This is a genomic window from Serratia plymuthica NBRC 102599 (genome assembly GCF_001590925.1).
Lineage (GTDB): Bacteria > Pseudomonadota > Gammaproteobacteria > Enterobacterales > Enterobacteriaceae > Serratia > Serratia plymuthica.
The window spans coordinates 118,077-139,345 of record NZ_BCTU01000020.1; the positions used below are offsets into that span (position 1 = coordinate 118,077).

Below are 21,269 nucleotides of genomic sequence, written 5' to 3' on the forward strand. Positions count from 1 at the left end.
AGGGCAGTACGCCCGGCGACGAACAACAGGGCTGAGGGAGTTGTAATCCCTCAGCCTTATCATGATGCGCTGTGAAAGAAAGTCCAACATTTCAGACAGAAAGGGCATTACGCTTTTTGGGACGATGTACAAATATACCAGCGTAACGAATTATTGATGCTGCGGTGGGTACAACGAACTTTTCCCTCTTTTTCCAACGCCAATAACAGCGTGCGTGTGGTGTAAATATTCTCGCCGCATTGGTCTGCCAGCTCCCTTGTTTTAGGCCACTGTTCCGGCGGTGGCGGGTGGTGCCTCTCTGTTCCCGCCGCACGTTCCATACACAGTTTTCGTAACACGTTTAGCATATGCGATTTCCTGATTTCATAGGTTATCGGCGCCTTCGCCATCACGTCCTCCTGGGGTTACTTTTACCTGTCCTTATCCGGCGGCAGCACGTCGGCCACGCGCAGGGTGTAAATCATGGTGGCCCCTGGCGGAATGGCGGGTGGGCTGCCCTTCTCGCCATACGCCAGCTCCGGTGGCACCACCAGAGTAATGGACCCGTGCTTGTCGAGTTTGCCGATAGCTGCGCGAAACAGCGGCGGGTATTGCGCCAGCGGTAGCGTGATAGTCGTGCCGGCCGGCTCCATATCCTTAATCACCGTGCCGTCGGGCAAGCTTTCACGCACCACGATGCTGACGTTGTCGCCCGCACTTATCCGCCCACTGCCGGCGTAATCCACGCGGTAATAGAACCCGAGCGCGTCCTTATGAACCCCCGGCCGTGTGGCAAAATCGGCAAGATAGGCTTTACCGTCCTGCAGCAAGGTCTGTTGCCGTTGCCGATGAGCCTGTTGCAAAGCGCGGTCTGTGGCTTGCAGCGCGCCGTCGATGGCGGCGTTGTCCAACCGTGGTCGGCCGTTCAGCGTATCGGCAATGCCCGCCAGCAAACGCGGCCGATCGGCTTCAATACCCAGTTGCTGGTTTTGTTCCTGCAGGTGCAGGATGTCGCGCCCCAGCGAAACTCCGGCGGCGTAAGCCTGTTTATCCGCATCGCTGACCAGCGCCGGCGGCTGTTGCAACTGCGCCAACTGTCGGCCGAGCTGCTGTAGCCGTTGTTTTTGTTCTCCGGCTATCCGTTGTTGCCGCGCCAACGATGCCGCCATGGCGATCAGATCCGGCGGCGGCGCGATGGCCCGTCGGATCCCCTTCAGCGCTGCCGCCAACGGCCGGATATCGACAACCTCAGGCATACTGACCGCCGGCTCGGCGGCTTGAATCGCCAACTGCCGCTCCAGCCGACGGACAGTATCGGCCTGCTGCTGAATCACCTCGGCCTGTTGACGCAGGGTCTGATTCAGCGCCGTCAGCCGGGCGGTATCCCCTCGCGGCGCAGTGCTGGGCTTGGGTTTGACGGTAACCGGCGAGGAAACCGACGGCGCCTTTTCTGCCACTGAGGGGGCCGGGGCCGCCACCTGCTGCTGCTCGGCAAATTTCAGCAACGCGGGAATGCCGTCATCGGCCGGCGTTTTTCCCGCCGCCAACACGCTGCCTGCCACCAGCAACAACAGCAAAGCTGCGGCTCCTTCCGCGCACTTTTTCATGGCTACAGGCTCTCCACCCGGCTGGACAGATCGGACATCAGCTCATGCTCGACGTCGGCACAGAACTTTTCAGTTTTATATTTATAAAGCGCGTCTATAGCCTTACGGGTACTTTCATCGACATGACTGCGAATACCGGCATATCCGGAGGCGTTGGAAAGCAGCCCGTTAAAATAAGCAATCCGTTTCTGGTAACTTTGTGGATTAATATTCTTAAGTGAATTCACCCGCTGCTGACAAAGTACGATGCGCTGCTCATCAGTCTTTTCATTAGGATTATTCTGTGAGACTTTTTTCACGGCGTTAACGCCCGCGCCATTCTTCCCCGCACAGCCCGACAACATTAAACCTGTCATTATCAGCGCCGCCAAAGCGACGGCGGAGCGGCGAGTCGAATCATTAATTATGGTAATCATTCCGTTTATCATCCCTTAATTATCACTTAGGTCATTATTATGTCGTGAAGCTCAGCGATAACTCACCGTTCTGGATTAATCCGAACGAGTTAAATAACAAAAAACGCGCAATATCAGCCTGTGCCGATAATAATCCGGCACGCGTCGATATTGTTATTTTTTTGTTAACGCCACGAAAGAAATTACCGCCGCCGTTATGTCTGAAAGCCGCGTTTCACGCCGGCGATATCGTTTTACCTGTCTTTTAAAACAATGAGTTAACTTTTCACCGCCGATTAACAGCCGCAATTCATCATCTGCTGTCTGATGGCGATATTATCAAAACAATATTGTGAATTGTAGTGTCAATGGCATATCTGGCGATCTAAAATCTCGCACATTGCCAATTATATAGTCATTTATTCTGGATAATAGTTGTATACGATCTATTGATTTTCAATTATATATATTTCTTTTTCCTTTTGGTTTTATATTCTGTATTTGACCTAACTTAATAAAAGATATTTCCAACAACGCCTATTATTTGCAAGAATATTCTCACCAAGACGCCAGGGTGATATTCATATTTTCATTTTAATGGAATGCGTTTTTACGCCTTCCAAAAACTTTCGTTATTGCTGAGAAAATAACGGAGGGTGGCGTATTGCCCAGAGCAAAAGGATCTGGCTCCAACTTCGAGGCCGGCGACATGATGTTGCCAGCGTCGTGGGGGATTTAGATGTGCTTTTCTTTTTATTTAAATACTCTCTACAGGAACTTGAGAAATGAAACTGAATAAATTAATGCTGGCAACCATGATTGCTTCCGCATCTGTTGCTCACGCCGCATCTAACCAGGGCAGCGGTAAAGTGACTTTTACCGGTGAAATCATCGATGCGCCATGCAGCGTAGCGCCTGAGTCCGTTGACCAGACGGTACCGATGGGCCAAATCAGCAGCCGTATCCTGGCCAAAGAAGGGAAATCCAGCTCTCAGCCATTCAGCATTGAGTTGAAAGACTGCTCTCTGACGACCATGAAGAACGTCCAGGTGACCTTCACCGGCACCCCGGATCCTGATAACAGCAAGCTGTTGGCACTGAGCGGCACCGCGACCGGCGCCGGCATCATGATCTACGACAACCTGCACTCCAAAGACGTTGAGCTGGGCACCGCGACTGACGGTCAGGGCCTGAACGAAGGCAACAACTCCCTGAAATTCGCCGCTTACCTGCAAGGCAGCAGCGCGTCTGGCGCCGTGGTCCCAGGCGAATTCACCAGCGTAGCGAACTTCACTCTGGCTTACCTGTAATCCCCTTGGGGGCGCCGTGTCGGCGTCCCCGCTTTTACCTGCACGGATATTAGGTAACGAGACAGACGGCTACAGGGAGACGCCAGCATGACAACCCGGATTTGGGGCGCACTGCTTATCGCGCTCAGCGTTTGCAGCGTAGAGGCGACAGCGAAAAATCAGGGCCACGGCACGGTCAGCCTGGGCGGCGAGATCGTCGAGACCCCCTGTGGGATTGCCGGCGAAAGCCTCGACCAAAGCATTGATTTCGGGCTGATCGCCATGACCGACGCGGCATTGGGCGAACAGCCGGTGTTGATCGGCAGCCGCCGCAATTTTGAGATCAAGCTGGTGAACTGTGAACTGGCCAGCGTCGTGAAGCCCGACTTTATTTATCGCGCGGCTACCGTCACCTTCGACGGCACCGCAGACAGCCAGGATCCCGAGCTATTGGGCGTTTACGGCGAAGCGCAAGGCGTGGCCATTGAACTGCTGACCGCAGCCGGTACCCCTATCCCGCTGGGCACCACCACGGCGGATTACCAGATCGTCGCCGGCGACAATACGCTGCGCTTCAGTGCCCGATTACGCATTCACCCTGATAAGGCCCGAGCCGGCGGATTCAGCTCGTTGGCGAAATTCACCCTGTCTTATCTGTAACGCCGCGTTAGGCGGGTACCGGCATCAGGTACCGAATGACATCACGTATTACGTATTCAGGTCGTACAGGATGACCTGCTATTGGGCGCGGATTTGCCATGAGTGATTATTCTATGACGTCATTACTGACACGGAAAAAAAGACCCTTTATCGTCATTCTATCTTTCCTCTGGGCGCATTCGGCTTTTTCCGCCACGGAATTCAATACTGACGTATTGGATATCGGCGATCGCAGCAAAGTGGATTTATCGCGTTTTTCCGACGCCGATTACGTCATGCCCGGCACCTATCTGCTGGATATCAAGATCAACCAGAAAACCCTGCCGCAGCGCCGCATCCAGTATTATCCGTCAGCGGATAAAAAGGACCGATCCCGCGCCTGTCTGCCGCCGGACCTGGTGGAAAAAATGGCGCTGAAAGAGGAAGCCGCCAAAAAAATCACCCTGTGGCACGACAACCAGTGCGCCGATATCAGCGGGATCAAAGGGGCGACCCTTTCCGATCGTATCGGCGGCGGCGTGTTGGCGATCACCATTCCGCAGGCATGGATGAAATATTCCGATCCGGACTGGACCCCACCTGAACAATGGGACGAGGGTATTCCGGGGCTGCTGCTGGACTACAACCTCAGCGGCCAGGTCGGCAAACAAAGCCACAATAACAACACCTCAGAAAACCTCAGCAGCTACGGCACGCTAGGTGCCAATATGGGCGCCTGGCGCCTGCGAGCCGATTATCAGGCCAATTACAATCAGCAGGCCGGCCAGCGTGACAGCGGTTTTGACTGGAACCAGATCTACGCCTATCGCGCACTGCCAATGCAGGCCGCCAAGCTCACCCTTGGCGAAATCTTTCTCGACTCGGGGGTGTTCGATTCGTACCGCTTCACCGGCCTCAATCTGGCCAGTGACGAGCGCATGCTGCCGCCGAACCTGCAGGGCTATGCGCCGGAAGTGCGCGGCATCGCCAAGAGCAACGCCAAAATCACCGTTTCCCAGGAAGGCCGCACGCTGTACGAAACCACGGTGCCCGCCGGGCCGTTCGCCATTCAGGATCTCAACAGTTCGGTGCGTGGCCGGCTGGACGTGAAGGTAGAAGAACAGGACGGCAGCGTCTCCACCTTCCAGGTCGATACCGCCACCATCCCTTATCTGACCCGCCCCGGCTATGTGCGCTACAACGTCGCACTGGGCAAACCCTCGGCTTACGATCACCGCACGCAGGGGCCGCTGTTCTCTGCCAGCGATTTCTCCTGGGGGCTGACCAGCGCCTGGTCGCTGTACGGCGGCGCGCTGCTCGGCGGCGATTACAACGCCTGGGCGCTCGGCCTGGGTCGTGATCTGAACGTGTTTGGCGCCATGTCGCTGGACGTCACGCAGTCTATCGCGCGCCTGCCCAATGAACCGACAGCCAGCGGCATGTCGTTCAAGGTCAACTACGCCAAACGCTTCGATGAACTGAACAGCCAGATCACCTTCGCCGGTTATCGCTTTTCGCAGCGCAAGTTCATGAACATGTCGCAGTATCTGCAAGAGCGTTACAACGACTACGACGAACACTACAACGGGCGTCAAAAAGAGCTGTACACCATCACCGCCAGCAAAACCTTTATGGCAGAAGACAGCGCCAAAGCGATCACCGCCTACCTGACCTATTCCCACCAGACCTATTGGGACGCCAAGGCACAGGATCGCTACGGACTGTCCGCCAGCAAAGTGTTCAACGTCGGTAACATCAGCAACATCACCGCCTCGCTGTCGGCCTACCGCACTACCTATCACGGCCGCACGGACGACAGCGTGATGCTGAACTTCAGCGTGCCGATTGGCGATCGTCGCCGTATCGGTTACTCGCTGCAAAGCAGCAACAGCGACGTCACGCAGATGGCGTCCTACAACGACTACACCGATCCGAACAATACCTGGCAGGTCAGCGGCGGCTTTAACCAAGCCGGCAAATCGCTGGCTCGCGGTTACTACACCCGCAACGCGTCGTTCGGCTCGCTCAACGCCAGCGCCTCTTACCAACAAGACAGCTACTCCTCTATCGGCGGCACTTTCCGCAGCGGCATTACCGCCACCCGATACGGCGTGGCCGCGCACCAGAACTCCAGCAACGGCGGCAGCCGGATGATGCTCGATACCGACGGCATCGCCGGGGTGCCGATCAACAACGGCCGCACCTACAGCAACCACTTCGGCCTGGCGGTGATTTCCGATATCACCAGCTACTACAACACCGATACCCGAATTGACGTCAACCAACTTGCGGACGACGTCGAAGCCACCCGCGCGGTAGTGCAAGGCACACTGACCGAAGGCGCCATCGGTTACCGCCACTTTGAGGTGGTGAAAGGCAGCAAGCTGCTGGCCACCATCAAGCTGGCCGACGGCAGCGAACCGCCGTTTGGCGCTACGGTGCTGAGTGAGCGAGGCCGCGAAGTGGCGGTGGTGAACGACGGAGGATCGGTCTACCTGACCGGCGTCCAGCCGCAAGAACAACTGGATGTCGCCTGGGAAGGCCAACGCCAGTGCCGCATCGTGATACCGGGCGCCGCCAAGCCGCTGGACCAGCTGCTGCTGCCGTGCGCCAAACTGTAATCCGCAACACAGAGAATTGATGACTATGAACAACTATCCGCTAGCAAAAGTGGCCGCACTGGGCCTGGTATTGACCAGCGCGGCTCCGGCCGTCAACGCAGCGATCTCGCTGGATCGCACCCGCGCCGTCTACCTCAGCGACGCGAAATCCATCAGCCTGAATATCGTCAACGAAAATAAGGAGCTGCCTTTCCTGGCGCAATCCTGGCTGGAAAACGAACAGCATCAGAAAATCACCTCGCCGCTGGTGGTACTGCCGCCGTTGCAGCGGGTAGAAGCCGGCGAACGCAGCGTAGTGCGCATCACCAAGACCCCGGAGGCCGACCGCCTGCCGCAGGATCGCGAATCGGTGTTCTATTTCAACTTGCGTGAAATCCCGCCGAAGAGCAGCAAAACCAACGTGATGCAGCTGGCGCTGCAGACCCAGATCAAGCTGTTTTACCGGCCGAAAGCCATAGTCGCGCCAAAAGGCGAGGTGTGGCAGGAGAAGCTGGTGTTCCGTAAAAGCGCCGGCGGTTTCACCATCGAAAACCCCACGCCGTTTTATATCACCCTGACCGGCATGACCCGCCAACCGCAGAAACAGGGCGGCGGCGCGCTCGGTGACTTCCAGCCGGTGATGCTGAAACCGAAATCCAGCGAAAGCGTGAAGCTGCGCGACAACGGCCTGAACGGCTTTGTCGTCACCTACATCAATGACTACGGCGGCCACCCCGAGCTGCGCTTCGCCTGCAACGGCAGCGTCTGCCATGTCGTGCCCGATACCAAAAAATAAGGAGATACCGCATGGCTGAATTCACCGGCGGCCGCCTGCGGCCCTTGCTGTTCGGCGCCTTGCTGTTTAGCGGCAGCGCGGCGGCGGCAACACCGCTTGACGTGATTGAAGGCACTACCGGCACCGTCAGCTTTTTCGGCGGCCTGCTCAGTTCCCCTTGCAGCCTGACGCCGGACAGCCAGGATCAGGCCATCGATTTGGGCGAGGTTAACGCGCGTGACTTCCAGAATGCCGGCGATCGGAGCGCGCCGGTGCGCTTTCGTCTCTCCTTTCGCAACTGCCTGTTGGGGGCCAAAGCGCTGGCGGATAACCCCGCCGGCCAACGTAACGGCGATGCCGGGCAGCTCTATTTACAGGGCGAGCAGGCCGCGACGCTGGTGTTTCTCGGCGACAGCGATGTGAATAATCCGGACTTGCTGAAACTCAACGGCGGCGTGCAAGGCATCGGCCTGCGTTTGCAGGACCAACAGGGCCGCGCTCTGTCGCTCAATCAGCAAAGCCGGCCCTACATTCTGCAGCCCGGCAGCAACACGCTGTGGTTCAGCGCCAGCGTGGAATCCACGCAGCGAGCGGTGATGGCGGCCGGGTTTTCCGGCGTGGCGCACATTCAGGTGATTTACCTGTGAGGTTCACAAACGCAATGAAAAACCAATACGTTAACTATTATCTGCCGCTGGCGTTCGCGCTGGCGGCGCCTGCCGTCTGGGCAAATGGCTACGTGACGCCGGACGGCGGGGCAAAACAATTTTATATCGACCTGAATGAAACCAACATCACCAATCAGGTGGGCTTCACCAAAGAATTTACCTATTCGTTAGGCGGCCAATATACCGGCAAGGCCTATTGCGATACCCGTATTCCGACCAGCCCGCACTTTTATAAGTCGGATTCGGCGCTGCCCCCCTCCGAGTTCGGCAACGGTTATTTAAAACTTAATGATTACCTGGATTTAAAAGCCGAGGTTTGGATCGCCGGCAATAAAAGGGCCTACGTCACCGTGCCTTTTTACAATATATCCAACGAGTTGAGCCAACATTCATGCAACCCGCCCTACGTGCAAATCAACAACTACGAAAGCGGATCCCGGGGCAAAGTCACCTTCCGGGTGCGCAAAAAAATCATCAATGGCGTGCAGATTAACGACCGGCAAATCATCGAGATGTATGGCCGCCTGGGTTCGACCGACGCCGGTTTCGGCCCCAACCCTATGGCGCAGGTGTTTATTCAATCCGCCATTCTGTACGTGCCGGATAAATGCGTGGTGAATGAAGGCCAACTGATCAACGTCGAGTTTGGGGAAATCAGCGGCAGCAACCTGAACGGCGCAAGCTATCCGCAAAGCATTCCAGTGCGCTTCCAGTGCGAAGGCGGCAGCTTTGAGGACGGCACCCTGAATATCAAACTGGCGGTCTCCGGCACCCCGGCGCCCTTCACCAATAACGCGTTTAAAACCGATAAAACCGATCTCGGTATCGAGATCAAACATAACGGTCAATTGGTTGTCCCGAATGAGTTTTACCCGGTGTCAAATATCGGTAACGGCGGCAGCTGGAACCTGGTTGCCGCACCGTTGGCCAACGGCGGCAAGGACATCGCGGAAGGGGAATTTAACGCCTCGGCCACCATTGTGGCGGCCTTCGAGTAACCCAGGGAGAAACAGACCATGCGTTTACGCGCTTTAGCGATGCTCAGTTGCACGCCCTTATTGTTTACGGCGTTGCCGGCTCTGGCAGATACCGAACTGGTCGGTTCACCACTGCAGTTCCACGGTACCGTGGTGAGCCGGCCGTGCAATATTGAACCGCAATCGGCCGATCAGGTGGTGGAGATGGATACCGTGATCGTCAAAACCCTGTACCGCTATGGCCACAGCAATCCGGTGCCGTTCAACATCAAGCTGACCGACTGCAAAACGGCGGTGTTCAAATCCGTCAATGTCACCTTCAGCGGCACCGAAGACCGCGAGCTGCCGGGCAAACTGGCGATCAATAACGGCACCAACGGCGCTGCCATCGCGCTGTTTGACAGCAAGGGCGCCGATATTGCGTTGAATCAGGCCACCAGCGCAGTGGCATTGCAGGACGGCGCCACTGTGTTGAATTTCACCGCCTATGTGCAGGGCCACCCCAGCGCAATACAGAATAAAACCATTACCGAGGGTGAATTCAGCTCGGTAGCCAATTTTGTGCTGGCTTATCAATAAGACCGGACGCTTCAGGAAGCAGTGATGATATCCAACAACAAAACGGCCGGGTTATTCGGGCTGGCGGCATGCTATTGCCTGATCGCCATGCATATTTACTGGCCCAATCGCGGCGGCAGCGGTTTTTATTTGCCGTGGAATCTGGTCGGCGGCCTATTTATCGCCCTGTTTATTCTCGGCGCGATGCTATTGAGCCGTCCGCCGTTGGCCGTATCCGGCTTTTTTAACCGGCTGGCGCCGGGCGCTCTGATTTTATTATTGCCGCTGCTGTGGACGAAAAACCCCTGGCTAGGTGAAGCTCTGCCGCGCCTGTTGGGGCTGACGCTGGGCGTCGCCGCCTATTTCGCGCTGTTGCAGATACCGCTCGACCGGCTACGGCGGCGCAGACTGCTGATTCTACTGCTGGCGGCGACGGTGATCGAGGCGCTGCTGGGCCTGGTGCAGTACGGCCTGTTGGAACCGGGTAACGCCATGGGCTACAACCCCCTGAAAAACCGCCCTTACGGCATCTTCCAGCAGTGGAACCTGATGGCCAGCTTTATGGCTACCGGGCTGGCGCTGGCGCTGTATCTGCTGAGCAACCGGCGCCCGCTGCACCGGGGCGTGCAATGGCTGACGGGCGGTATGCTGGTTTTGGCACCGCTGTTGTTGATCGTGATCGCCTCACGCGTTGGCCTGCTGGCGGCCGCTCTGCTGTCGCCGCTGCAACTGTTTATGTTGTATCGGCTTAATCGCCGCCGTGCCACCGCCGCCCTGCTGCTGTTGCTTGCCGGGATAGCCGCCGGTCTGCTGCTGATCATGCTTAACGGCGCAACGCGGGCGCTCACCGTGGCGGAGCCAATTTTCTACCGCCTGGCCTACTGGCAGGAAGCGCTGCGCATGATCGCCGAACGCCCGTGGCTCGGCTGGGGTTACGGCCACTTTCAGCACGACTTCCTGCATCACTTCTACACCACCCACCGCAGCGGCATGGAAAGCGTCAGCATCAGCCATCCGCACAACGAAATTTTGCTGTGGGGCATCGAAGGCGGCCTGCTGAGCCTGAGCGGTATTGCCTTCATTTGCTGGGGGTTATGGCGCCTGTTGCGACGCACCCGCGCCCTGCCGCTGCGGCCTGCCCCCTGGCTGGCGGCGCTGCCGATCCTGCTGCACATGATGGTGGAATACCCGCTTTATCTCTCCGCGGCACACGGCGTACTGCTGCTGGCGATTCTGCGCGCCGGCGATGTGCGTTGCCGCCTGCGCCTGTCACCGCGCCCGCAACTCACCCTGCGGCTGCTCGCCGCCGGTTTGGCCGCGCTGACGCTGCCGTACCTGCTCAACGGCCTGCACAGCGCCCTGATCGTGACCGCCGTGGAAAAAACCGGTCTGCAACAATTTGCCGCCATGAGTCGGGTGATGACGCCGACGCCCTGGCAGGTGCGTTACGACTACGACGTCCAGTTGCAACGGCTGCTGCAATACCCGCACACCCGCGATCCGGCCACGCTGCTGAGCTACCAGCGTTGGGCGGAAAATGAGATCCGCGTGCGGCCGGACGCCAATATCTACGTCAACCTGATGGTGACCAGCCGGTTGCTGCAACAGCCGCAGCGGGCGGAGGATCTGTACCGTCAGGCGCGCCGGCTGTTCCCGCACGATGCGCGTTTTAAGGAGTAACTATGCTTAATATTCGGTTCACCCTGCTGGGCAGCGATAACTTTTATCAGCAGGGGTTACGGCAACTGCTGGAAGAGTATCTGCATGACCTGAATCACAGCCGCCGCGGGCATCTGCATGCACTGCGCAATCTGGAGCCAATCGAGATCGTGTTCCACACGCTGGAAGACCAATGCGGCTGCGCCAGTTGCTACCAAAGCCCGTACCAGACGCCGCGCCATCGGCAAATGATCGTGCTGATCCTCGACGATCTCGACACCCGTTATCTGCACGCCCACCCTGCGTTGTTCAGTATTAACCGACGCGACGATGCCGTTACCGTTCGCCACAAGCTCCACATGGCGCTGGAACGCTTTTGCCAGCAACCCTGGGTGGCGCTGCACGCCAGCGCCATCTGGAAATGCCGGCAGTGCCGCATCGCCGCCCTGAGCAGCTGCGAAAAGAAGGTGCTGAAGCTGATGAGCACCGGCATGTCCGCCTGCACCATCGCCGGGATGCTGCACCGCAGCCAGAAGACCATCAGCGCCCATAAGCGTTCAGCAATGCGTAAATTGAACGTGCGCAAAAATACCGAACTGAACAAAATGCTGCTCAATCAGATGGGGCTGAACTGAAACGGCGCGGGATCAGGCCAGAGCGCGTTTCTTTGGCAGAAAGATCTCCGCCAGCATGCAGCGCGCGCCCCCGCCGCCGAGATCTTCGATAATGTCGATCGGCCCCAGCGCCAGCCGGGCGTAACCGCCAATCAACGCCTGCTGCGGCGGCGTAAAACTGGCCCAGGCGCGGGTCGACATCGCGTAAACCGGGCTTCCGTCTTTGGCGCGCAGTTCCAGCACGTTGCAGGCGAACGCCTCCATCTGAGCGTAGCTGACGTCAATCAGGGTTTTGCCGCTACCTTGCAACCTGGCGATCACCGCGCGCTTTTGCTCCGGGTTGCGCAGGCTTTCCAGGCAGAGAATGGCGTAGCGCACGCCGACGCTCATCATCACGTTGGTGTGATAAATCGGCTGATTATGGCGATCTACGGCGTCGAACCAGATAATTTTATAGCCGGAATGGCGCTCAAATTCGCGCCCCACTTCTGGAGAGCTGCGTGACGACAAGCAGGAATAAGCCAGCTTGTTCGGATGATCCAGGATCAGCGAACCTGTGCCTTCCAGAAAACGCCCGGCCAGTTCGTGGGCGGAAAGATCGATACGCCGTTCAATCACGAAATCATTGGCGAGCTGCGCGATAATATCCTGGCGGCGTTCCCGTCGTCGGTTTTCCGCTTCCATCGGGAAAGTGAACAGGCTGCCGTCGCCCAGCAGCGCAATCCAGTTATTCGGGAATAATGCGTCCGGCGTTTCCTGCCCGTCGATATCATCCATCACCCGCACGTCGACACCGGCCTGTTGCAGGGCATCGACGTAACCGTTAAAGGCGATTAATGCCCTGGCCGCGTGGTATTCATGGTGCTGCGTGACCTTCTGAAAAAAATTGCTGTGCTGGGTCTGTTTATTCGCGGCAAAGCCGGAAGGCCGGACCATAAAAACGGATTGGGTGGTTTGCATGATATTTCTCACAGGGATCGGGGGAATAACGCGACCCTATTATGGAAAATCAATTTGGCACCAGGCAGTGTGAAAAATGACTAAATTGCTCTATATTTTTACAAATCGCCACCGCCAGCCGACACTTTGCCACCATGAATGATACCGATCGCCACATCCTCGCGCTGCTGCGCGAAAACGCCCGCAGCTCGGTGACCGAGATAGCCAACAAGGTCCGGGTTTCGCGCGCTACGGTGCAAAAAAGAATTGAGGCGCTGGAAACGCAGGGGATCATTACCGGCTACACCGTTCGCGTGAAGCCGGGCGTGGAACATAACCGCATTCGCGCCTGGATGTGCGTGGCGGTGGAAGGCACCAAGGCGCAAAGCGTGTTGCAACAGCTGCGCGGCGAACCGGCGGTGTTCACCCTGCACACCACCAACGGCAAGTGGGACATTCTGCTGGAGATCCGCACCGACAGCCTGGAGAGTTTCGATAAAATTCTGGGGCGCATCCGGCGCATCGCCGGCATTTCCAACACCGAAACCAGCATCCAGCTGTCGACGCACAAGGCATAACGCCGTCAGCGGGAGCGGAACATCGCCTCCAACATTTCCACTATCAGCGCCGCGTACCGGCCGTCGGGATCGAGCTCGGGGTCGAATACCGACAGCGTCATGCCGCAGCACATGGGGTTTTGCAGCAACCGCGCCACGATATTTTCCAGCCAGAGGCGATCGATACCGGGGCTACCGGGGGAATCCACCGCCGGCATGATGGTTTGGTCGAGCACGTCCACATCCAGATGTAGCCAAAAGCGCCATTCCGGCTCGGTGGCCAACATCTGTTCGATTTGCCGCACAATTTCCGCTTTGCCCATCCGGTTGGCAGCGAAGACGTCAATGCGCGCAATTGCCGTTTGATTGATATCCGGCCAGGCAAAATCCGCGTCCCGACACTCACGCTCGCCCAGTTGTAAAACCTGCCGTTCCGGCACCAGCGGCCCCGTTACGCCAGGCCATTCGGCCAGCAGCGGTTCCCCGCGCCCGGTCGCCAACGCCAAATCCATCCCCGCCACCGCGCCCAACATCTGCTGCGGATCATAGTTGCCGGGATGACGGAAATCGCTGTGCCCATCGATGTGTACCAGCGAAAGCGGCCCCGCACTGCGTGAACCGGCCAACGCCCCCAGCAGAATCGAACAGTCGCCGCCGACCACCAGCGGGAAGTCGCCGCGCGCCTGCACCGCAGCAACTTCTGCGGCCAACGCGAGAGTGAAAGCGCGAATCGCATGACCATTGCGTATGCGGGTGCCGGGCTGCGCTGCCGGCGAATAAGTCGGTTGCGGCAACTCGGAGACAGCCCCCGCTCCCAACCTTTGCGCCAAGCTATGTGCCATCAGCGCCTGCGGCGCTCGCCAGGTTCCGGGAACATGGCCCGGTCGCAAGGGGCTCAGCCCCAGATTGGTAGGTGCAAGAATGATATGCATGGTGAATACCCCAGATAAGCCCTCTAAAAATCAGCTTAGCCTATCCGGCTGCACCGGGCCTGAGTTTTGCCTACGGCTGCCGCATATCGACGTCAAAGTGCAGGAACGCCAGTTGAACCACCCGGTCAATCGTATGTTCACTTTGATTATTGAGGTGCAGATAGTGTTGTAAATGCAGTAAATCAGCGATAAACGCGGCAATGCCGAGCTCCGGTTCAACGATGCCGGCTTGTTGCATAAACGGCAGAAGTTGCTGTGCGGCTTTCGCCGCCCGAATCAGGTTATCGCCGATGCCGGGCATTCTGATATCGGCACGCTGTTTTACGAGGCCGGCCCGCGCGACAGCGTGGAAAAACTGTCGGTGCTGATGTCCGCCGCCATGGATCGCCAGGAGCTGCGGCTGGCCGACCCTTACCTCAAGGCAACCAGTTCCTTTCACTGCTCACCGCCGAGATCGACATGCGGGTATTCCAGCGCGAATTGCAGCCGATCAGCCTGCCGCGCATTCGCGAGATGGTCAGCAACGCGGTGAGCATGTTCCTGGGCGGTGCGGCGTCACGCTCAACCCGCTGAGCAAAACCTCCGTGATTTGCGGATGAGTGGTTTACTCTCTTTATTGTTGCATAGCCGACTAAAACAGGATTGTTGAGGTACCGCTATAGACGAGCAGACTCGCTAGCCAGCTATAATGCGCGCGGCACCAGGCAGATACGGGTATTCACATATCGTCTCTGGTTAACTCCGTACGTAGCGGAAAATTTGTTAATTCAGCATGCCGTTAGTTCTATCATGAACGAATCCGAGCGAGTTTGCTGATATGTAGCCTGATGGCAGGTGAAAGCAGACTAAGACGACTTTCACCTGTCGTTTGGATGGGAGGCAGGTCAATAATGGTTGCCCGTGTACCTGGCATCCCAGGCCTCGGGAATTGTCAATCCATCCCCCTCAATGAATGACGCACCTCCATCAGACAGTCCCAAAGTGTTTTGTGCCCACAAACCTACGTGCTGCCAGATCAGCGAACCAGGATCAGAACGCCGGTCCTTACTAGATTGCCGGTGCGGATGAATATGGGTCACTTTTCCTCCGTTAGCTTTTACTGTGTTCACGATCCACTGGACGGCGGCCTTGGCTGCCACAGCTTGTTCGATAGGTAGATTCATGGGTAGTCTCGGGGTGGGCTGATTCTTGGGCTGCCACAACGTTTCGGGCTTTCCCTCAATACCTGCGTACCACCCATCTATCTCAATGCCGACGCTACGACGGTTAAGGCCGTTAGCGTGGTTGCAAACCTCAGTCAAATAATAGAGCTGGATGATTTTGCCTGCTCGTGTGATACCGATATGAATAGGTACGCTATGCCAAGAAGCAACCTTCTCGCCAATTTTAGTTGCCGTCTGATGTAGGACAACAGCAGTGATCTTCGACCAGGGGCGGTAAGGCATGGATACCGATCGCCCCGAATGTGGATGATTAGCCCGCTCGTCAATGATGTTCGTTCCAACATCATCATTGGTCAATGCTGCAAAAGCCATGTCAAGAGCAGCAACACCACTGGGCGTAATAGATTTCGGGCGATCGTCCGTAGGTGCACGCAGGCCCTGTGATATCAAGAAGGCTCCATAGGCAGACAAAGTCTCATCTCCCAGCACACCATCGGCACCGAAACGCGGCAGGCCATACCCCAATCGAATAAGTTGCTGTTGCGCAATGGTGATATATGGATCTTGGGACCCCTTATTCAGAGGATAGTTAATTGACATAATAATCTCCTTGGGGGATGGGTGGCTGATGCCCCCGTAGTCAGCAAAGCCTAGGGTTTGAATGAACATGCATACTATGCCCACATCGGTTAAACGAAGGGAGTCTGCCCGGAGAATGGAAAACATCCTTTTTAAAACCTATTTTTCGTACAGAGCCTACCTTATAGTGCATTTTTTCTTACTTTGAGATAAAGTGCTGTATTGCTTGGCACGCATGAATGTTTGACCTTATTTCATACTATTCAGATATTGGTCTCCAGCCAGCTCACTTTTCATACTTTATTGTTTCCCTCAGTGTTTTTACTTTCCGAACCTGCTGTAGCCTTATCAAAACCCTTTATATAACTCAGCATTAAAAAACATAAAATCAACTACCAACCTTTCTAGGTTTCATTAATTAATGTTCTTTGTAGTATAGTTCTTTTAAAAAAAATAAAGTCCATTTTTTGAAAATTGGCAAGTGGATCAACCCCAATCAATTCACTATATATACCAGTGATGAAAATGACCTCGCAGTCAAGGTAACATATAGGTAAAAACCCATGAAATGCATTTAGACACAAAATTAAAACCTTTAAAATCAATAATATAAAAACTTAAGCCTCAATATAAAATAATTATACAAGAACATTCCCAGAGTCATATTTACTTTTAATTCCATAGCCTACAGATTAACAATTTAATTTTATTTTCAGAGGAATAATGCACCACTTCGCGGTGGCGAAAAAGTTTTACCATAAATGCTATTAATTGCAATTATCTGTAAAATTATAATTAATTTCAATCAGTTAAAAAACCAATTCCCATGTAAAGCATTAATTCAACCTGGCATAATATTTTATATTTATCGCCAAGTAAAAATAATTAGCTTGCATAGTTTATGGGCAAGGTAAGGTTCACGCTCAATAATAATGGAGTCCCCTCGTCTCCATTTTTTAGTTATCAGTCTTAAAGCACCTTCTAGGGAGATAGTGATTAAATCTGTGTGGCTCTAAACGCTGGCCAGAAAATGCCAGCTGACTCACCACAAGATAAGAAGGAAATCACTGACATGAGCAGTTATAGAAGTTCAGTACATGTGTTCTTGGCATTACAAATACACTTAGCCTGGACGCCAAAGTATCATTATAAAATATTAGCGGGAGCAGTCGGGAAAGAACTTTATCGTTCAATTTACATACTGTGCAATATGAAAAATTGTGAGTTCCCTTTATCACCATAAAACCAATAAGCCCATTGGCATCAATTATTGAATCACGAAAGGTCAAAAAACACACATTTCTTCCTATCTGCGCGTCTCGCCCATTACAGTATGATGCTGGACATCCTGGCCGCTACCCCGCAAGGATTTTCAGGATCGTCAACGACGTCAGGCAGTAGAGTTCAAAAACCCGAGAGAAAAGAAACGTCAGGCCAATCTGACCTTGTGTGCCAACATTATCCGGCTGCGGAGCAGCACGGAGTCGTAGTCGAGATACCGCCAGTTTGTTCGGGTTGTCAATCAGCCTTACTGCCCCTGCGCCGCCAGCGCCTGAGCGCAAGCCCAGGCCGAGCTCCAGGCCCACTGGAAGTTATAACCGCCCAGCCACCCTGTCACATCCACCACTTCGCCGATAAAGTACAGGCCGGGCACCTTGCCGGCTTCCATCGTTTTGGAAGACAGCTCTTTGGTATCCACGCCGCCGAGCGTCACTTCCGCGGTGCGGTAGCCTTCGGTGCCGTTCGGCTGCACACGCCAATTCTGCAAGGTTTCGACCAGCGCGGCCTGTTGCGTGGGGTTCAGTTGCTTCAGCGTGGCTTCCGGCAATTGCCCCAGCGCTTGCAGGCACTCCACCAGGCGTTTTGGCAGGTGCAGCGCAAGCGTGTTTTTCAGGCTTTGGTTGGGGTGCGCCTGGCGTTGCTCATTAAGGAAGCCCGCCAGATCGAGTGCAGGAAGTAAGTTAACGCTCACAAACTCACCAGGCTGCCAGTAGCTGGAAAGCTGCAATACCGCCGGGCCGGAAAGGCCACGGTGAGTGAAAAGCAGGCTTTCGCGGAAGCTGACGCCGTTTTCGGCGGTGATCACCGCCGGCACGGAGACGCCGGACAGCGTTTGCAGGTGTTCCAGCAGCGGTTTATGCAAGGTAAACGGCACCAGTGCGGCGCGGGTCGGCAGCACCTTCAGGCCAAACTGCTCCGCCAGCTTGTAGCCGAACGGCGAAGCACCCAGCCCCGGCATGGAAAGCCCACCGCTGGCCACCACAAGTGAGCGAGCACTCACTTTCTCGCCATTCAGCGCCAGTTCGAAACCGGCTTCGGTTTTTTCCACGCCCAGCACTTCACTGCGCAGGCGCGTCGTCACCTGGCCCAGTTCGCACTCTTTAACCAGCAGTTCGACCACCTGCTGCGCCGAGTCATCGCAAAACAGCTGCCCCAGCGTTTTCTCGTGGTAGGCGATGCCGTAGCGGTTAATCAGATCGATAAAGTCCCACTGGGTATATCGCGCCAGCGCCGATTTACAGAAATGCGGGTTGTTCGACAGGTAGGCGGCCGGTTCGGTGTACATATTAGTAAAGTTACAGCGTCCGCCGCCGGACATCAGGATTTTGCGTCCCGGTTTTTTGCCGTTATCGAGCAGCAGCACCCGGCAACCGAGTTGCCCCGCCTGTGCCGCGCAAAACATGCCCGCTGCGCCCGCACCTATTACCACGACATCAAACTGTTCCACCTGCGCCTCTCTGAATAAAAACCACAATCGCGACAAAAGGCCGCCATATTACGCCGTTTCGCTACCGGTAACCGACAACTTTACGGCGGCAGATTGTAAAGCCATGCCGCCGCCAGCGCCATAGTAAGAAAATATTACAGTGCGCTTATCAGCATAAGATTATGATATTTCATATCTTTGTCATGCCAGTGCCATCGTTTCGTCATGTTCAAATCAAAAAAACGTCATATTTTCCTTTTCCCCGGCCCCGGTTGTCACGGATAATGCGCGGCGTTCATGTCCACAAACTGGCGTAACGCTTATGCTGCATTTGTTCGCAGGCCTGGATTTCCATACCGGCCTGATGTTAATTCTCGCATTGTTGTTCGTGTTGTTTTATGAAGCCATCAACGGCTTTCATGATACGGCCAATGCGGTCGCTACAGTAATCTATACCCGTGCCATGCGCTCGCAACTTGCGGTCGTGATGGCGGGCTTGTTCAACTTTCTTGGCGTTATGCTCGGTGGTTTGAGTGTTGCTTACGCCATTGTTCACCTGCTGCCTACCGATCTGTTGTTGAACGTCAGTTCAGCGCACGGATTAGCCATGGTCTTCTCCATGCTGCTGGCGGCGATTATCTGGAACCTCGGCACCTGGTATTTCGGTCTGCCGGCCTCCAGCTCCCACACGCTGATTGGCGCAATTATCGGTGTTGGTTTAACCAATGCACTGATGACCCACACCTCGGTGGTGGATGCGCTTAACGTCCCGAAAATGATCGGTATTTTCCTGTCATTGCTCATCTCGCCGCTGGTCGGCATGATGGTCGCCGGGCTGATGGTGTTTGCCTTGCGCCGCTATTGGAGCGGCAACAAGAAACGCCAGCGTATCCACATGACCCCCGCGGAACGTGAAAAGGTCGACGGCAAACGCAAGCCGCCGTTCTGGACCCGTATCGCACTGATCCTGTCGGCTATCGGCGTCAGCTTCTCGCACGGCGCCAACGACGGCCAGAAAGGCATCGGCCTTATCATGCTGGTGCTGATCGGCGTTGCGCCGGCCGGCTTCGTGGTCAATATGAATGCAACCGGCTATGACATCACCCGTACGCGTGATGCCGTGACCCACCTGCAGCAATATTACCAGCAGCACGGCGATGCCCTGTCACACGTGGTGTCCCTGACGCCGCTGGTGCCAAGCCCGGAAGATGAGGTTTCGCCGAATAAGCCGACCGAGTTCCACTGCGACAGCTCCCGCGCCATGCCGGCGATTGAGCTGACGCAGGGCCTGCTGAACAATCTGCAAAGTTACGATCAACTGACGGTAGAACAGCGCAGCCATCTGCGCCGCCTGCTGATGTGCGTAACGGATACCGCAGACAAGGTCGCCAAACTGCCGGAAACCTCCGCCGCGGACCAGCGTTTCCTGAAGAACCTGCGTCAGGATCTGCTGCAAACCGTTGAGTATGCACCGCTGTGGATCATCGTTGCGGTTGCTTTGGCGCTGTCACTCGGCACCATGGTTGGCTGGAAGCGCGTTGCCACCACCATCGGCGAGAAAATCGGTAAGAAGGGCATGACCTACGCTCAGGGCGTGTCGGCTCAGATGACCGCAGCCTTGTCGATCGGCGTAGCCAGCTACACCGGTATGCCGGTTTCCACCACCCACGTGCTCTCTTCGGCGGTAGCCGGGACGATGATCGTGGACGGCGGCGGCGTACAGAGTAAAACCGTGAAGAACATCCTGTTGGCCTGGTTACTGACCCTGCCGATTTCGATTCTGCTTTCCGGTTCACTGTACTGGCTGGCGCTTAAGGTTATCTAAGCAGCTTGTTCCATGAGAAAGGCGGCCCGATGTGGCCGCCTTTTTTTTGCTCGTAACCAGGGAAACCGCCCGGTTTTAATACCAAATCATCAGCGCCAGCAGGCTCACCACCACCAGCCCGCACAGGGCGGAAGTCAGCATAAACTGGCCGCGCACCCGCTCACAACGGCGGATAAACTCCGGATCGTGATGCTCGACGTAGCGCTGCGAGAAGATGTAGCGCACCAGCCGCAACTGCTTGCTCGGCTGACCGTGGGCAGTAAAGAAACCGCCGCCGTCGACGTATTGGTACAACAGCGGATCGCAGCCGCGCAACACCACCAGCAGCGCACGCAGAGAAGAGTAATACCGCACCATGTTTACCACACACACCACACACAAAGCCCAAAACAGCGCGACGGTACTGATCATGATTGCCCCCTCAAGGCGTTGTTATCCGCGGCGCTCCGCCGGGTCCAACTGCCCTACCTCGATGCCCATTACTGCGGGAGCCTACCGCTCCGATCCCCTTTTTACCGCTCGGGCCACGCATAACCCACAGCCTCTGAAACAAGCCGCCGCCAGGCAAAGTACCGGTAGCGCGGACTGGCTCAGAGGAGAGAAGGTGAGGCCCATATTCATTATTGTAGGTGAATGAAACGTAAACTGGCCTGAGCAGTCGATAAAATTTACCGCAACCTGCCCATTTGTCATACATCGATGGGTTATAAGTGATAACCGCCCTGCCCGCCATTCCCGGTATTTTCCACGGCCAGATGGGCGTTTGGGACTATACTCTGTTTAAGAATGCTTATGTTTCAAGCGGTC

At 55.9% G+C, this 21,269-nt stretch carries 20 protein-coding genes and 1 pseudogene; 12 read left to right on the forward strand and 9 right to left on the reverse strand.

The genetic code is table 11. The features are described from left to right. Window positions 1-107: 107 nt before the first annotated feature. The 3 genes from SPL01S_RS24660 to SPL01S_RS14220 are packed head-to-tail and all read right to left on the reverse strand — an operon-like array spanning window position 108 to window position 2,002. Window positions 108-389, reverse strand: a complete 282-nt coding sequence (locus tag SPL01S_RS24660) for a FaeA/PapI family transcriptional regulator (RefSeq protein WP_020439943.1) — start codon at window positions 387-389, stop codon at window positions 108-110. A gap of 21 nt (window positions 390-410) precedes the next feature. Then, the gene (locus SPL01S_RS14215) at window positions 411-1,586 is read right to left on the reverse strand and encodes an FKBP-type peptidyl-prolyl cis-trans isomerase N-terminal domain-containing protein (protein ID WP_063200687.1); all 1,176 of its coding nucleotides are present in this window, start codon (window positions 1,584-1,586) and stop codon (window positions 411-413) included. 2 nt (window positions 1,587-1,588) lie between these two features. Then, complete coding sequence (locus SPL01S_RS14220) at window positions 1,589-2,002, reverse strand: YuaE family lipoprotein (protein WP_062868966.1); 414 nt, start codon at window positions 2,000-2,002, stop codon at window positions 1,589-1,591. Between the two features lie 764 nt (window positions 2,003-2,766). Here SPL01S_RS14220 and SPL01S_RS14225 point away from each other — a divergent pair. The 9 genes from SPL01S_RS14225 to SPL01S_RS14265 all read left to right on the forward strand — a co-directional run bounded on the left by SPL01S_RS14225 (window position 2,767) and on the right by SPL01S_RS14265 (window position 11,781). After that, window positions 2,767-3,291, forward strand: a complete 525-nt coding sequence (locus SPL01S_RS14225; RefSeq protein WP_063200690.1) for a fimbrial protein — start codon at window positions 2,767-2,769, stop codon at window positions 3,289-3,291. A gap of 87 nt (window positions 3,292-3,378) precedes the next feature. Continuing rightward, on the forward strand, window positions 3,379-3,930 hold the full coding sequence (locus tag SPL01S_RS14230; protein ID WP_063200693.1) for a fimbrial protein: 552 nt from the start codon (window positions 3,379-3,381) through the stop codon (window positions 3,928-3,930). A 98-nt stretch (window positions 3,931-4,028) separates the two neighbouring features. Continuing rightward, window positions 4,029-6,530, forward strand: coding sequence for a fimbria/pilus outer membrane usher protein (locus SPL01S_RS14235; RefSeq protein ID WP_063200697.1), 2,502 nt, complete (start codon window positions 4,029-4,031; stop codon window positions 6,528-6,530). A gap of 25 nt (window positions 6,531-6,555) precedes the next feature. Beyond that, the gene (locus tag SPL01S_RS14240; RefSeq protein WP_063200700.1) at window positions 6,556-7,305 is read left to right on the forward strand and encodes a fimbrial biogenesis chaperone; all 750 of its coding nucleotides are present in this window, start codon (window positions 6,556-6,558) and stop codon (window positions 7,303-7,305) included. An 11-nt stretch (window positions 7,306-7,316) separates the two neighbouring features. Further along, window positions 7,317-7,931: a fimbrial protein gene (locus tag SPL01S_RS14245; RefSeq protein ID WP_062868970.1), complete on the forward strand. Its 615-nt coding sequence runs from the start codon at window positions 7,317-7,319 to the stop codon at window positions 7,929-7,931. A 14-nt stretch (window positions 7,932-7,945) separates the two neighbouring features. Continuing rightward, on the forward strand, window positions 7,946-8,950 hold the full coding sequence (locus SPL01S_RS14250) for a fimbrial protein (protein WP_063200703.1): 1,005 nt from the start codon (window positions 7,946-7,948) through the stop codon (window positions 8,948-8,950). A gap of 18 nt (window positions 8,951-8,968) precedes the next feature. Then, complete coding sequence (locus tag SPL01S_RS14255) at window positions 8,969-9,508, forward strand: fimbrial protein (protein ID WP_063200706.1); 540 nt, start codon at window positions 8,969-8,971, stop codon at window positions 9,506-9,508. 24 nt (window positions 9,509-9,532) lie between these two features. Next, complete coding sequence (locus SPL01S_RS14260) at window positions 9,533-11,167, forward strand: PglL family O-oligosaccharyltransferase (protein WP_063200708.1); 1,635 nt, start codon at window positions 9,533-9,535, stop codon at window positions 11,165-11,167. A 2-nt stretch (window positions 11,168-11,169) separates the two neighbouring features. Then, window positions 11,170-11,781 carry a helix-turn-helix transcriptional regulator gene (locus tag SPL01S_RS14265; protein ID WP_063200711.1) on the forward strand — a complete coding sequence of 204 codons (612 nt, stop codon included), beginning with the start codon at window positions 11,170-11,172 and terminating at the stop codon, window positions 11,779-11,781. 12 nt (window positions 11,782-11,793) lie between these two features. On the opposite strand, the gene ctlX is transcribed toward SPL01S_RS14265, so the two are convergent. After that, window positions 11,794-12,720 carry a citrulline utilization hydrolase CtlX gene (gene ctlX, locus SPL01S_RS14270; protein ID WP_063200714.1) on the reverse strand — a complete coding sequence of 309 codons (927 nt, stop codon included), beginning with the start codon at window positions 12,718-12,720 and terminating at the stop codon, window positions 11,794-11,796. A gap of 134 nt (window positions 12,721-12,854) precedes the next feature. Between ctlX and SPL01S_RS14275 the strand changes: the two genes are divergently transcribed. Then, window positions 12,855-13,277, forward strand: a complete 423-nt coding sequence (locus tag SPL01S_RS14275) for an Lrp/AsnC family transcriptional regulator (RefSeq protein WP_063200717.1) — start codon at window positions 12,855-12,857, stop codon at window positions 13,275-13,277. A gap of 5 nt (window positions 13,278-13,282) precedes the next feature. Here the strand turns inward: SPL01S_RS14275 and SPL01S_RS14280 are convergent, their stop codons facing one another. From SPL01S_RS14280 to SPL01S_RS14295, 3 genes are all read right to left on the reverse strand, one after another. Further along, entirely contained in the window at window positions 13,283-14,188 is a 906-nt protein-coding gene (locus tag SPL01S_RS14280) for an arginase family protein (RefSeq protein ID WP_063200720.1), read from the reverse strand. Window positions 14,189-14,258: 70 nt separating this feature from the next. Then, complete coding sequence (locus tag SPL01S_RS25720) at window positions 14,259-14,627, reverse strand: hypothetical protein (protein WP_232245962.1); 369 nt, start codon at window positions 14,625-14,627, stop codon at window positions 14,259-14,261. A gap of 445 nt (window positions 14,628-15,072) precedes the next feature. Next, the gene (locus SPL01S_RS14295; protein ID WP_063200785.1) at window positions 15,073-15,951 is read right to left on the reverse strand and encodes a peptidoglycan recognition protein family protein; all 879 of its coding nucleotides are present in this window, start codon (window positions 15,949-15,951) and stop codon (window positions 15,073-15,075) included. Window positions 15,952-17,002: 1,051 nt separating this feature from the next. Between SPL01S_RS14295 and SPL01S_RS25725 the strand changes: the two are divergent. Next, window positions 17,003-17,155 (forward strand): annotated as a pseudogene (locus tag SPL01S_RS25725) (transposase); the annotation flags it as partial. 303 nt (window positions 17,156-17,458) lie between these two features. Here the strand turns inward: SPL01S_RS25725 and SPL01S_RS14300 are convergent. Further along, a complete protein-coding gene (locus SPL01S_RS14300; RefSeq protein ID WP_063200788.1) occupies window positions 17,459-18,658 on the reverse strand; it encodes a BaiN/RdsA family NAD(P)/FAD-dependent oxidoreductase in 1,200 nt (399 codons plus the stop codon). Between the two features lie 301 nt (window positions 18,659-18,959). Between SPL01S_RS14300 and pitA the strand changes: the two genes are divergently transcribed. Next, window positions 18,960-20,462 (forward strand): inorganic phosphate transporter PitA, encoded by a 1,503-nt coding sequence (gene pitA, locus SPL01S_RS14305; RefSeq protein WP_004951543.1) that lies wholly within the window; start codon window positions 18,960-18,962, stop codon window positions 20,460-20,462. A 75-nt stretch (window positions 20,463-20,537) separates the two neighbouring features. Here pitA and uspB read toward each other — a convergent pair whose 3' ends face one another. Continuing rightward, on the reverse strand, window positions 20,538-20,873 hold the full coding sequence (uspB, locus tag SPL01S_RS14310; RefSeq protein ID WP_004951547.1) for a universal stress protein UspB: 336 nt from the start codon (window positions 20,871-20,873) through the stop codon (window positions 20,538-20,540). Window positions 20,874-21,269: the final 396 nt, after the last annotated feature.

Coding starts and splice junctions, on each gene's coding strand:
- pitA (WP_004951543.1), top strand. CDS start 18,960: ATGCTGCATTTGTTCGCAGGCCTGGATTTCCATACCGGCCTGATGTTA.
- SPL01S_RS14280 (WP_063200720.1), bottom strand. CDS start 14,188: ATGCATATCATTCTTGCACCTACCAATCTGGGGCTGAGCCCCTTGCGA.
- SPL01S_RS14225 (WP_063200690.1), top strand. CDS start 2,767: ATGAAACTGAATAAATTAATGCTGGCAACCATGATTGCTTCCGCATCT.
- SPL01S_RS14265 (WP_063200711.1), top strand. CDS start 11,170: ATGCTTAATATTCGGTTCACCCTGCTGGGCAGCGATAACTTTTATCAG.
- SPL01S_RS14255 (WP_063200706.1), top strand. CDS start 8,969: ATGCGTTTACGCGCTTTAGCGATGCTCAGTTGCACGCCCTTATTGTTT.
- SPL01S_RS14275 (WP_063200717.1), top strand. CDS start 12,855: ATGAATGATACCGATCGCCACATCCTCGCGCTGCTGCGCGAAAACGCC.
- SPL01S_RS14250 (WP_063200703.1), top strand. CDS start 7,946: ATGAAAAACCAATACGTTAACTATTATCTGCCGCTGGCGTTCGCGCTG.
- SPL01S_RS14240 (WP_063200700.1), top strand. CDS start 6,556: ATGAACAACTATCCGCTAGCAAAAGTGGCCGCACTGGGCCTGGTATTG.
- SPL01S_RS14215 (WP_063200687.1), bottom strand. CDS start 1,586: ATGAAAAAGTGCGCGGAAGGAGCCGCAGCTTTGCTGTTGTTGCTGGTG.
- SPL01S_RS24660 (WP_020439943.1), bottom strand. CDS start 389: ATGGCGAAGGCGCCGATAACCTATGAAATCAGGAAATCGCATATGCTA.
- SPL01S_RS14230 (WP_063200693.1), top strand. CDS start 3,379: ATGACAACCCGGATTTGGGGCGCACTGCTTATCGCGCTCAGCGTTTGC.
- SPL01S_RS14295 (WP_063200785.1), bottom strand. CDS start 15,951: ATGTCAATTAACTATCCTCTGAATAAGGGGTCCCAAGATCCATATATC.
- SPL01S_RS14220 (WP_062868966.1), bottom strand. CDS start 2,002: ATGATTACCATAATTAATGATTCGACTCGCCGCTCCGCCGTCGCTTTG.
- ctlX (WP_063200714.1), bottom strand. CDS start 12,720: ATGCAAACCACCCAATCCGTTTTTATGGTCCGGCCTTCCGGCTTTGCC.
- SPL01S_RS14235 (WP_063200697.1), top strand. CDS start 4,029: ATGAGTGATTATTCTATGACGTCATTACTGACACGGAAAAAAAGACCC.
- SPL01S_RS14245 (WP_062868970.1), top strand. CDS start 7,317: ATGGCTGAATTCACCGGCGGCCGCCTGCGGCCCTTGCTGTTCGGCGCC.
- uspB (WP_004951547.1), bottom strand. CDS start 20,873: ATGATCAGTACCGTCGCGCTGTTTTGGGCTTTGTGTGTGGTGTGTGTG.
- SPL01S_RS14260 (WP_063200708.1), top strand. CDS start 9,533: ATGATATCCAACAACAAAACGGCCGGGTTATTCGGGCTGGCGGCATGC.